Source organism: Delftia sp. DT-2 (assembly GCF_028401915.1).
Taxonomy (GTDB): domain Bacteria; phylum Pseudomonadota; class Gammaproteobacteria; order Burkholderiales; family Burkholderiaceae_C; genus Comamonas; species Comamonas tsuruhatensis.
This window is the reverse complement of sequence record NZ_JAQOTI010000003.1, coordinates 68506-80440: the sequence shown is the minus strand read 5'-3', so window position 1 is coordinate 80440 and position 11935 is coordinate 68506. Positions and strand designations below refer to the sequence as shown.

The following is an 11935-nucleotide window of genomic DNA, read 5'->3' as shown; positions in this document are numbered from 1 at the left end:
CGGGCCATTGTGACCCAAGCCGCGGCAACGCCGGCCGCTGACGGGCTTTGCATGTTCCTGCCAGCGCCTTGCACCGGCGATTTCGCAACCTTGTGTTTCCGGGACCCGGTGCCTGCTGGGCCGCAAGCTCCTGTTTTTGCAGGCCAGCCATCCCGGACATGGCGGCAACCGTAGAATGCCCGGCCATGCACATACATATTCTGGGCATCTGCGGCACCTTCATGGGCGGACTGGCCGCGCTGGCGCGCGAAGCTGGGCACCGCGTCACAGGCTGCGACGCCGGCGTCTACCCGCCGATGAGCGATCAGCTGCGTGCACTGGGCATCGAGCTGATCGAGGGCTACGGCGCCGACCAGATGACCCTGCAACCCGACATGTATGTCGTAGGCAACGTGGTCAGCCGCGCGCGCTTGCCCGACGGCAGCCCCAAGTTCCCGCTGATGGAGGCAATCCTCGAAAGCGGCGCTCCCTACACCAGCGGGCCGCAATGGCTTTGCGAACATGTGCTGCACCATCCGTCCTGCCCGCGCCATGTGCTGGCCGTGGCCGGCACGCATGGCAAGACGACCACGACGTCGATGCTGGCCTGGATTCTCGAATGCGCAGGCCTGGCCCCGGGCTTTCTGGTCGGCGGCGTGCCGCTGGACTTCGGCGTCTCGGCCCGCCTGGGTGCATCCAGGCGCCCGACGCCAGGCGAGGGCCCGGCCGGCGCGGAGCCCGTCTTCGTCATCGAGGCCGATGAATACGACACGGCCTTCTTCGACAAGCGCAGCAAGTTCGTGCACTACCGCCCGCGCACGGCCGTGCTCAACAACCTGGAGTTCGATCACGCCGACATCTTCGAGGATCTCGGTGCCATCGAACGCCAGTTCCACCATCTGGTGCGCACCGTCCCCGCTTCGGGCCGGCTTGTTGTCAACGGCATCGAGGAAAGCATCACCCGCGTGCTGCACCAGGGCTGCTGGAGCGAGGTTTCCAGCTTCGGGGCGGTGGTCAGCGACTTCAGCGCAGAGGGCGATCCGAGCGCCTTCGACGTGCTGCACCGTGGCCGCAAGGTGGCCCGCCTGGAATGGGCGCTGACCGGGGAACACAACCAGCTCAATGCGCTGGCCGCCATTGCGGCAGCCGAGCACGTGGGCGTGACGCCGGCACAGGCCTGCGAGGCGCTGGCGCGCTTTCAGAACGTCAAGCGACGCATGGAGCTGCGCGGCATGGCGGGCGGCGTATCCGTCTACGACGACTTCGCCCACCACCCCACGGCCATACGCACCACGCTGGACGGCCTGCGCCGCAAACTCGGCAGCCAGGCACGCATCCTTGCGGTGTTCGAGCCGCGCAGCAACACCATGAAGCTGGGCACCATGAAGTCGCAACTGCCCTGGTCCCTGGAAAGCGCCGATCTGGTGTTCTGCCACACGGCCGGCCTGGACTGGGACGCCGCCGAGGCGCTGCATCCCCTGGGCGTGGGCCCTGGCCGCAAGGCGCAGGTGGCAGGCGACATGGACACGCTGATCGGACAGATCCTCGCAGCCGCCCGGCCGGGCGACCATGTGGTGTGCATGAGCAACGGCGGCTTCGGCGGCATACACCCCAAGCTGCTGGCCGCCCTGCAGACCGCAGGCTGAACAAAGCGCAAGCAAGCCCCACCCCAATGAAAGAAGCCCGGGACATGCCCGGGCTTCTTTCATGTGCCTTCGCCTGTCAGCCGTCAGTAGCTGATGGACATGGCGGGCACGTCGACACGGATCAGCGGCTTGGACAGCACGGCCTGGGCTGCAACGGCATAGCTGTTGCGCCACTGCTCGTCGTCGAACAGCCCCGCACGCGAACGCGCCGCGCGCGCCACCACCACCAGCTTGTCGGCCAGCAGTACCTTGCCGCTGGCACGCAGGGGCTCGCAGTCCATGGAGATGAACTGCTGGTCCAGCCAATGCCGTCCTTCATCGGAACTCATGGGGGTGAGCCCGTTGGTGTCCGTGCGGTACTCTTTTCCGGCATCCAACACCACAATCACTTCGCTGCGCATGGAACTCCTCTCGTCATTACTGGATACAACCCCGTGCCTGCTCGCGCGGACAGGGCCGTTACTCATACCGCGAGCTTAACCGCAAGCGCCTTTTCCACACCCCGGGCAAGCTGACATGGCGCAAGCGCCGCAGCCTGGGGCTGGCACTGCCAGCAGCAGGTGTTTCATGGCGGCACGGCGCCCGCTTCAAGGTGCAAACGTACAATCGCCTGCAGATTGGACCCCGAATCTTCATCAACCGCATCGCATGACGACCGACACCACACACCAGAAACTGCTTGACCAGCTGCAGCAGCTCGAAGATGAGCTGCGCGGCCAGAGCCTCTGGTCGGCCGTGGCGCCAAGCCCCGAGGCCATGGCGTCGACCATGCCCTTCATGTACGACACGCTCAAGCTGCAGCAATGGCTGCAGTGGGTTTTCCTGCCCCGGCTGCGTGCCGTGATCGAGGCCGGCGGCCAGCTGCCCTGCCAAAGCCACGTGCATCCGCTGGCCGAACATGAGTGGAGCCAGCCCGTGGAATTCGACAAGCGCCAGTTGCTGGCCCTGCTGCAGGGCATAGACGACACGCTGAACCAGTGCGGTCTGACTCCGCCGGACGCCACATCGTCCCACTGACCACGGAGCGGCCAGGCACGAAAAACGGGGCGCAGACGCCCCGTTTTCTTTTGCGCCTCAGGCAGCCACCAAGGCTGCTGCCGCCTCGGTCTGCTTGACGCGGCGCTGCCGCACGGCGTCGGACAGCTCGGCCAGCGTGGCCAGGGAATCATCCCAGCCCAGGCAGGCGTCGGTAATGCTCTGGCCGTAGGTCAGGGCAGCCACTTCGTCCTTGCCGGGCGTGAACTTCTGGGCGCCGCCCACGAGATGGCCTTCGATCATCACGCCGAACACGCTGCGCGAGCCGCCGCTGATCTGTCCGGCGATGTCGCGGGCCACGTCCTTCTGGCGCTCATGCTGCTTGGAGCTGTTGGCGTGACTGCAGTCGACCATCAGCGTGGGCGTCAGGCCCGCCTTTTCGAGGTCCTCGCAGGCAGCGGCCACGTTGGCAGCGTCGTAGTTGGGGGTCTTGCCGCCGCGCAGGATGACGTGGCAATCCTGGTTGCCCGCCGTGTTCACGATGGCAACCTGGCCATTCTTGTGCACCGACAGGAAGTGGTGGCCGCGGCTGGCCGACTGGATGGCGTCGGTGGCGATGCGGATGTTGCCGTCCGTGCCGTTCTTGAAGCCGATGGGCGCCGAGATGCCCGAGGCCAGTTCACGGTGGACCTGGCTTTCCGTGGTGCGCGCACCGATGGCGCCCCAGCTGATCAGATCGGCGATGTACTGGGGAGAGATCACGTCCAGGAACTCGCTGGCGGCCGGCACGCCCAGGCGGTTGATGTCGATCAGCAGTTGCCGCGCAATGCGCAGGCCCTCGTCGATGCGGTAGCTCTGGTCCAGGTAGGGATCGTTGATCAGCCCCTTCCAGCCCACGGTGGTGCGCGGCTTTTCGAAGTACACGCGCATCACGATCTCCAGCGTGTCCTTGTACTGCTCGCGTATGGGCGCCAAGCGGCGCGCGTACTCGATGGCGGCCGCCGGATCGTGGATGGAGCAGGGGCCGACGATGACCAGCAGGCGGTCATCCTCGCCAGCCATGATGTTGTGGATGGTGCGGCGGGTATCGCCGATCAGGGTTTCGACGGCCGTACCGCGAATGGGGAAGAAGCGAATGAGGTGCTCGGGAGGGGGCAACACGGTGATGTCCTTGATACGTGCGTCGTCGGTTTGGCCAGTCTTTTGGGAACCGCCGCGATACCAGGAATCGGCGAGGGAAGCTTGATGAGCAGTCATTGCTTGCTTTCGTGAGGAAAGATGGATCGTGGAAAACGGAGCGAAGAATCGGGAGGGGAAAAACAAAAAACCGCCGGGCTCTGCAGCTTCGGCGGTTCTGAGGGAGGTTTGTTCGGGTGCGCGCGCTTACCTCTCTTCCGCCGGGGAGGAGAACCAAAAGTAAAAGTAGAAGGAGGTACAGGCTTGCATGGGAACTGAATGTAGCACAGTCATTTTTCGCAGTGCAACATGGCCATGGCAGCACGGGGGGCGCACTTCACAGTGCCACAGAGAGAAACCTCAAAATCCTACACGCACTTAAACTGCTTTTTCAACCGTTCAACGCAAAAATATTTCGTCATCACGGATAAAAACACGATGACATGCAGTTTTCTTGCATTCACCTTTAAAAACGTGCAAACCCCAGAAAATGACGCTTCCGCGCATCGCGGCAGGCCCGCCTCAACGCCGCAGCAAGGAGTCGCGCAGCCTGCGCAGTGCTCGGCGCAGGGCGCTCCAGGGACGCCAGCGACGCGTCCGGTACCAAGGCTGCATTGCGGCGGCATCGAACCCGCCCGCCACAGCGGCGGATTCCGCAAACATGTCTATCAACAGGCATGCATCTCCCAGCAGGCGCCAGCCCAGACGCTCGCAGCGGCGGAAATGCTCGGGCTCCTGGGCATCGCCCACCAGCACGGACTGCTGCCAGGCGTGCACGACCTCCCTGAACCCCTTGAGCAGGCGCTGGTAGGCGGGAAATTCGTAGAGGGCGTGCCATACCGCCCCCAGCGTGGTGAGGAAGTGCTGGTGGTCCAGCACGGCCAGGTCGAGTTGCTGTATGGCCTCTTCCACGGCAGGGCGTGCACTGCCCGCATAGCGCACGCGCACGGCCTCGTCCAGCGCAACGGCCAGCAAGGCCAGTTGCTGGTGCATGGGCTGCAGATCGCCCACGATCAACTCGTTCAGCCAGACGCGGTTCAGCCGCGACTCGCCGGCCCAGGTGCGCCAGTGTTCCGGCAGGCTGCGCAGGGGATGGGCAGAAGTCTGCAGGCCTGGCCGGGAAGGAAAGGAAAGCTGGGTCATGGAATCGGCGCCGGGCGGCGCCCACGGAGCGCGGCGGGCCGCGTCAGGCAGGACAGAGGACCCGCCCCCTGCCATGCAGGGCGCGGGCATGCGACGGTCAGGCCGTGCCGCCCACCGTCAGGCCGTCGATGCGCAGCGTAGGCTGACCCACGCCCACGGGCACGCTCTGGCCTTCCTTGCCGCAGGTGCCCACACCGCTGTCCAGGCGCATGTCGTTGCCGATCATGGTGATGTGCTTGAGCGATTCCGGGCCGCTGCCCACGATGGTCGCGCCCTTGACGGGGTACTGGATCTTGCCGTTCTCGACCCAATAGGCCTCGCTGGCAGAGAACACGAACTTGCCGCTGGTGATGTCGACCTGACCGCCGCCGAAGTTGGTGGCGTACAGGCCCTTCTTGATCGAGGCCACGATTTCCTGCGGATCCTTGTCGCCACCTAGCATGTAGGTGTTGGTCATGCGCGGCATGGGGATGTGGGCATAGCTTTCGCGGCGGCCGTTTCCCGTGGGCTTGACGCCCATCAGGCGGGCGTTCATCGCGTCCTGGATGTAGCCCTTGAGGATGCCGTCCTCGATCAGCACATTGCTCTGGCTGGTGCAGCCCTCGTCATCGACGTTGAGCGAACCGCGGCGATCGGCCAGCGTGCCGTCGTCCAGCACGGTGACGCCCTTGGCCGCCACGCGCTGGCCGATGCGGCCGCTGAAGGCGCTGGCGCCCTTGCGGTTGAAGTCGCCTTCCAGGCCATGGCCCACGGCTTCGTGCAGCAGCACGCCGGGCCAGCCGGGGCCAAGCACCACGGTCATTTCGCCTGCCGGCGCGGGGCGCGACTGCAGGTTGGTGAGGGCCGCGCTCACGGCTTCGTCCACATATTGCGTGATCTGCTCATCGCTGAAATAGGCCAGGCCAAAACGGCCACCACCGCCGGCCGAACCCACTTCGCGCCGACCCTTTTGCTCGGCGATCACGGTGACGGAAAGACGCACCAGCGGCCGCACGTCGGCAGCCAACGTGCCATCGGCGCGGGCGACCAGCACCACGTCGTACTCGCTGGCCAGGCCGGCCATGACCTGGACGACACGCGGGTCCTTGGCGCGGGCCAGGGTTTCGACCTTGCCCAGCAGCTCGACCTTGGCCGTGCTGTCCAGCGTGGCAATGGGATCCAGCCCCGGATACAGCGAGCGGCTTTGCGCGATCTTGGACGCGTTGGCGCGCACGCGCTTGCTCTGGGCCGCGCCCGAGATGGAGCGCACGGTGCGTGCCGCATCCAGCAGGGAGGCTTCGGAAATATCGTCGGAATAGGCAAAGGCCGTCTTCTCGCCGCTGACCGCCCGCACGCCCACACCCTGGTCGATGCTGAAGCTGCCGGTCTTGACGATGCCCTCTTCCAGGCTCCAGCCTTCGGCGCGGGTGTACTGGAAGTAGAGGTCGGCGTCGTCGACCTGGTGGCTGCGGATCTCGGCCAGTGCGCGCGCGAGATGGGTTTCATCGAGCCCGAAGGGCTCAAGCAGCAACTGGCGCGCTGTGGCCAGGCGTTCAATGGTGGGTTCGCGGGAGATCATTCGCCCATTGTAGAGAGCCGGCCATGCCCTCGCCGTGCAACGGGGGCAGCCAACGGTTCATGGGCCTGCAAAAAAGAACGGAATGCCGCCCCACCAGGCTGAGCGGCATTCCGTAGGCATGCATCCGCGTGGATGGCGAACATGCTGGCCCATGTCCGCGCTTGCTTTGTAGCGCGCCTCGGCGTCCGTGGCAAGTGCACGGTCATCCCGCAGACGTTATGGAAACAGGAGCATGCCAGTCTCATGCAGGCTTGGCTTGCTCGCCAAATCATGGAGAGAAACGGAGCTTTCCGGCAGCAGGCATCCAGACTATTTGACATTTGCAGGCGCCTTGGGCGCCGCAAACTGGTGTTCAGAGCGGGCCGCCGCCCTCGCCCGGCAGTTGCCGCTGCGAACGCGCCACCGACATCAGCACCCCCAGCGCCAGCCCCAGCGTGACCATGGCCGTGCCGCCGTAGCTGATGAAGGGAAGCGGCACGCCGACCACGGGCAGGATGCCGCTGACCATGCCCATGTTCACGAAGGCATAGGTGAAGAAGATCATGGCCACGGCCGCCGCCATGAGCCGCGCGAACAGCGTGTTGGCCTGGATGGCGATGGCCAGCCCGCGCCAGACCAGCAGCAGGAAGGAGACGATGATGAACAGGTTGCCGACCAGGCCGAACTCCTCGGAATAGGCGGCGAAGATGAAGTCGGTCGTGCGCTCGGGGATGAACTCCAGGTGGGTTTGCGTGCCTGCCATGAATCCCTTGCCCCAGACGCCACCGGAGCCGATGGCGATCATGCCCTGGATGATGTGGAACCCCTTGCCCAGGGGGTCGCGCGTGGGGTCCAGCAGGGTGCAGACACGGGTCTGCTGGTATTCATGCAGCACGGGCCAGCGCACGCCGTCGGCGCACAGCTGGGGTTCGTACCAGACGATGAGGGTGATGCCGATCACACCGGCCAGCACGGGCGGAACGATGAGCTTCCAGGGCAGGCCCGCGAAGAAGATCACCGACAGGCCGGCCGCCATCACCAGCAGGGAGGTCCCCAGGTCGGGCTGCTTCATGATCAGCCCGACAGGCACCATGAGCAGCACCATGGCGATCACGAAGTCCGTGCCGCGCAGCTGGCCCTCGCGGCGCTGGAACCACCAGGCCAGCATCAGCGGCGTGGCGATCTTCAGCAGCTCGCTGGGCTGGATCACCACGCCCACGTTGACCCAGCGCTGAGCCCCCTTCTTGGTGATGCCGAACAGCGCCACCGCCACCAGCAGCGCCACGCCCAGCATGTACAGCGGCACGGCCACCTTCATGAGCTGCTGGGGGGGAATCTGGGCCACGACAAAGAGAATGGCCGCCGCGATCAGCATGTTGCGCCCGTGGTCGGTGAAGCGCGTGCCGTGGTCGAAGCCCGAGGAGTACATGGCGATCAGCCCCGCCGACGCCAGCATGCCCACGAACAGCAGCAACCAGAAGTCAAAGCCCCGCAGCAGCGGGGCAACACGTTGCCAGAGGGAGGGCTTGTCGAATTCGGTCACGGGGATGGTCGGTCGCGGGCACGGGCCGCCATTATCCCGTGGCGCATGCGGCCCAGCCCGGCGCAGGGTTGCCCACGGAGGCGGTTGTCATCCAGCTGTCGGCCCGGGCCTTCCCTGCTGGGCGCCGCCCGCCGCAGCGGCCACAATGGGCCATGAGCCGTCCGGGCCGCATCCGGCGCCCGGCCCCAGCAACGCAAAGGAGAGCGCCCGCCATGACCACCACCCATTTGCTGTATCTGCACGGCTTTCGCTCCTCACCCCAATCCACCAAGGCCCGGCGCATGGCCGAACATGTGGCCACGCGCCATCCCCATGTGCGCTGGTGGAGCCCGCAATTGCCGCCATCCCCGCGCGAGGCGGCCGCCTTGATTGCCGACGGCATAGGCAGCTGGCCGCGAGAGACCATGGCCGTGATCGGCTCCTCGCTGGGCGGCTACTACGCCAGCTGGGTGGCCCAGCTGGCGCGCTGCCGCAGCGTGATGATCAACCCGGCCGTGAACCCGGCGCGCGATCTTGAAAAGTACATTGGCGAGCAGACGTCCTGGCACAACCCCGAGGAACGCTTTTTCTTTCGCCGCGAGTACATGGAAGAGCTGCGCGCGCTGGACACGCGCTCCATGACACCGGCCGCGCCCGAGATGCTGCTGGCGGCCGAGGGCGACGAAGTTCTGGACTGGCGCGAGATGAGCGCGCGCTACCCGCATGCGCTGCAGATCATCCAGGAAGGCGGCGATCACGCGCTGAGCAACTTCGAGGAGTACCTGCCCCAGCTCGACGAGTTCCTGAATCTGGCCTGATGCCGCACACGCCTGCGCGGCAGCTGCCAGCCGCAGCGTGGGAGAATATCGGGCTATGCACGCATTGTTTGAAGAAGCCGGCAAGTTCCTGGCCGGCCGCATCCTCTCCGAAGCCGACACCTCCGCCCAGGTGGAACTGGACTCGGGCAAACGGGTCAAGGTCAAGTCCGCCAACATCCTGCTCAAGTTCGACAAGCCGGCGCCTGCCGAACTGATCGCCCAGGGCCAGGCAATGGCCGCCGAGATCGATCTGGACCTGGCCTGGGAATTCGCCCCCGAGGAGGAATTCGGCTTCGCCGACCTGGCACGCGACTATTTCTCGGACAATGCCACGCTGGCCCAGCAGGCCGGCGCGCTGTTTCGCATCTACGAGGCGCCGCACTACTTTCGCCGCGCCGGCAAGGGCCGCTTCAAGAAGGCGCCGGCCGAAATCCTGCAGCAGGCGCTGGCCGGCATAGAGAAGAAAAAGCAGATCCAGGCCCAGATCACGGCCTGGGCCGAGCAGCTGGGCGCTGGCGAATGCCCCGGCCCCATCCGCGAACAGCTCTACAAGATCCTGTTCCGCCCCGACAAGAACGCCGCCGAATACAAGGCCGTGGTCGAGGCCAGCCGCGCCACGCGCCTGGCACCGCTGGATCTGCTGCACAGGGCCGGCGCCATTGAATCGGCCTACGAATTCCACTGGAAGCGCTTCCTCTTCGACCACTTCCCCAAGGGCACGCAATTTCCGCCGCTGGAGGCGCCCCAGCCGCCGGCAGAGCTGCCGCTGGCCGATGTCCAGGCGTTTTCCATCGACGACTCGGCCACCACCGAGATCGACGACGCGCTGTCGGTGCGCGGCCTGGGCACGGGCACGGTCACCGTGGGCATCCACATCGCGGCCCCCGGCCTGGCCATCGTGCCGGGCACGCCGCTGGACCAGCTCGGCCGCTCGCGCCTGTCCACCGTCTACATGCCCGGCTACAAGATCACCATGCTGCCCAACGAGGTGGTGCAGATCTACACGCTGGACGAAGGCCGCGCCAACCCCGCCGTGTCGCTGTACGTCACCGTGGACGAGACCACGCTGGAAACCACGGCCAGCGAGACGCGCCTGGAACGCGTGCCCGTGCAGGTCAACTTCCGCCATGACAAGCTGGACCACATCGTCACCGAGCAGTGGCTGGCCGACCCGTCCATCGAGGTCGAGAGCACGCCCGAAGTGCTGCAGGGCAAGCGCGCCGAACTGACGTTCCTGCAGCGCTGGGCCAGGCACCTGAAGGCCGGGCGCGAACTGGTGCGAGGCAAGCCCGAGAACTTCAACCGTCCCGACTACAACTTCCGCCTGGTGGGCAACGGCAGCGCCGAGCCCCGCGGCAACGAGCAGGTCGAGATCACCGTGCGCAAGCGCGGCGCACCACTGGACCTGATCGTGGCCGAGGCCGCCATCGTGGCCAACAGCACCTGGGGCGGCTGGATGGCCGATCTGGGCGTGCCCGGCATCTACCGCAGCCAGGCCAGCCTGGCCCCCGGCATCAAGGTGCGCATGTCCACCAAGGCGCTCCCCCACGCGGGCATCGGCGTCAAGAGCTATGCCTGGGCCACCTCGCCGCTGCGCCGCTATGTGGACCTGGTCAACCAGTGGCAGATCATTGCCTGCGCGCGCCACGGCAAGACCGCCGCACTGGCCGCGCCGTTCAAGCCCAAGGATGCCGAGCTGTTCGGCATCATCAGCAGCTTTGACGGCGCCTACAGCGCCTACAACGGCTACCAGGCAGGCATGGAGCGCTTCTGGACGCTCAAGTACCTGCAGCAGAACGCCATCACCGAGCTGACGGCCACCGTCATCAAGGAAGGCATGGGCGGCGGCCTGCTGGTGCGCGCCGACGACCTGCCGCTGGTCTTCCCCGTGCTGGGCGTCACCGGCCTGCCGCGCGGTGCCCATGTGCGCGTGCGCCTGGGCGAGATCGACGAGATCGCGCTCGATGTCTCGGGCACGCTGATCGAGCGCCTGGACAGCGACGCCGCCGCTGCCGACGATGGAGCGGAGGACGACGAGGAGGCCGTGGCCGGCCCCATCGCCATCGCCGTGGACATGAACGAGACCGACGGCACGCCCGCGGCCGATCCTGCCCAGCCCTGATCTGCCCGCGCCCCTGCCTCGCATCCAAGCCACTGCCTTAGATCTGACGTGAAACTGCCTACCGCCTTCCGTTCCCTGAGTACGCTGCAGTTGGCACTGGGTGTCTCCATTGCCCTGCATGCCGGGTTGCTCTCGTTCCGGTTCATCGATCCGGAACGCTTCGACCGCGTGTTCCAGGACACGCCGCTGGAAGTCATCCTGGTCAATGCCCGCGCCAACGAGCAGCCCGACAAGGCGCAGGCCATCGCGCAGACCTCGCTGGCCGGCGGCGGCGAAGCCGACAAGGGCCGGGCCTCCAGCCCCATGCCCTACTCGGCGCTCACCGCCGTGGGCGACGACTTCGAGGAACGCCAGCGCCAGATCGACTCCATGCAGGAGCAGCAGACCGTCTTGCTGACGCAGTTGCGCAAGCAGGTCGCGGCCCTGCCGCCGCTGGACCCGCGCGAGGCGGCAAAGCAGACCAAGGAGCAGCAGGCCCAGCAGGAAAAGCGCCAGCAGCTGGTCAAGCTGCTGGCCGAGATCGAAAAACGCATCAACGAAGAAAACGCCCGCCCCAAGAAGCGCTATATCAGCCCGTCCACGCGCGAGGCCGTCTACGCCATCTACTACGACGGCCTGCGCCGCAAGGTCGAGGACAAGGGCACGGAGAACTTTCCCGAGCAGGCCGGCAAGAAGCTCTATGGCGAGCTGGTCATGATCCTCACCGTCAACCACGACGGCCGCGTGCTGTCCACCGAGATCGTGCAGGGCTCGGGCAACCGCCTGCTGGACACCCGCGCCGAAGCCATCGCGCGTGCGGCCGGCCCCTTCGGCCACTTCGGCCCCGCCATGCGCGCCAAGGCCGACCAGATCGCCGTGGTCTCGCGCTTCAAGTTCACGCGTGAGCAGACGCTGCAGACCACGGTCCAGTGAAGTAATGAAGCACCCCCTGAGTCGCTTCGCGCCTTCCCCCTCTCTCACTTCGCGGGAGGGGGACGACACCCTCGGTGCGGGGCGGCCCTTCCTCGGTGTCTCTCG

General features: G+C 66.2%; 10 protein-coding genes. 5 read left to right on the top strand and 5 right to left on the bottom strand.

The annotated features are described in order from the left end of the window. The first annotated feature begins 185 nt into the window (after positions 1 to 185). A complete protein-coding gene (mpl, locus tag PO605_RS05285; protein ID WP_047474715.1) occupies positions 186 to 1625 on the top strand; it encodes a UDP-N-acetylmuramate:L-alanyl-gamma-D-glutamyl-meso-diaminopimelate ligase in 1440 nt (479 codons plus the stop codon). A gap of 83 nt (positions 1626 to 1708) precedes the next feature. Here mpl and PO605_RS05280 read toward each other — a convergent pair whose 3' ends face one another. Next, on the bottom strand, positions 1709 to 2026 hold the full coding sequence (locus PO605_RS05280; protein ID WP_016448012.1) for a hypothetical protein: 318 nt from the start codon (positions 2024 to 2026) through the stop codon (positions 1709 to 1711). A gap of 247 nt (positions 2027 to 2273) precedes the next feature. On the opposite strand from PO605_RS05280, the gene PO605_RS05275 reads away from it, so the two are divergent. Further along, a complete protein-coding gene (locus tag PO605_RS05275; RefSeq protein WP_016453140.1) occupies positions 2274 to 2642 on the top strand; it encodes a YqcC family protein in 369 nt (122 codons plus the stop codon). A gap of 57 nt (positions 2643 to 2699) precedes the next feature. On the opposite strand, the gene PO605_RS05270 is transcribed toward PO605_RS05275, so the two are convergent. From PO605_RS05270 to rodA, 4 genes are all read right to left on the bottom strand, one after another. Next, complete coding sequence (locus PO605_RS05270; RefSeq protein WP_016448014.1) at positions 2700 to 3857, bottom strand: 3-deoxy-7-phosphoheptulonate synthase; 1158 nt, start codon at positions 3855 to 3857, stop codon at positions 2700 to 2702. A 441-nt stretch (positions 3858 to 4298) separates the two neighbouring features. Continuing rightward, positions 4299 to 4919 (bottom strand): hypothetical protein, encoded by a 621-nt coding sequence (locus PO605_RS05265; protein ID WP_016448015.1) that lies wholly within the window; start codon positions 4917 to 4919, stop codon positions 4299 to 4301. Between the two features lie 97 nt (positions 4920 to 5016). Beyond that, positions 5017 to 6477: a metalloprotease TldD gene (tldD, locus tag PO605_RS05260; protein WP_017404622.1), complete on the bottom strand. Its 1461-nt coding sequence runs from the start codon at positions 6475 to 6477 to the stop codon at positions 5017 to 5019. Positions 6478 to 6829: 352 nt separating this feature from the next. Next, the gene (rodA, locus tag PO605_RS05255; RefSeq protein ID WP_016448017.1) at positions 6830 to 7999 is read right to left on the bottom strand and encodes a rod shape-determining protein RodA; all 1170 of its coding nucleotides are present in this window, start codon (positions 7997 to 7999) and stop codon (positions 6830 to 6832) included. Positions 8000 to 8211: 212 nt separating this feature from the next. Here rodA and PO605_RS05250 point away from each other — a divergent pair, with 212 nt between their 5' ends. Genes PO605_RS05250 through PO605_RS05240 form a run of 3 tightly spaced genes read left to right on the top strand, consistent with a single transcriptional unit; the run spans position 8212 to position 11830 of the window. Next, entirely contained in the window at positions 8212 to 8796 is a 585-nt protein-coding gene (locus tag PO605_RS05250) for a YqiA/YcfP family alpha/beta fold hydrolase (protein ID WP_016448018.1), read from the top strand. A gap of 55 nt (positions 8797 to 8851) precedes the next feature. Continuing rightward, positions 8852 to 10918: a ribonuclease catalytic domain-containing protein gene (locus tag PO605_RS05245; protein ID WP_047474718.1), complete on the top strand. Its 2067-nt coding sequence runs from the start codon at positions 8852 to 8854 to the stop codon at positions 10916 to 10918. A 48-nt stretch (positions 10919 to 10966) separates the two neighbouring features. Next, positions 10967 to 11830 (top strand): energy transducer TonB, encoded by an 864-nt coding sequence (locus PO605_RS05240; protein WP_016448020.1) that lies wholly within the window; start codon positions 10967 to 10969, stop codon positions 11828 to 11830. Positions 11831 to 11935: the final 105 nt, after the last annotated feature.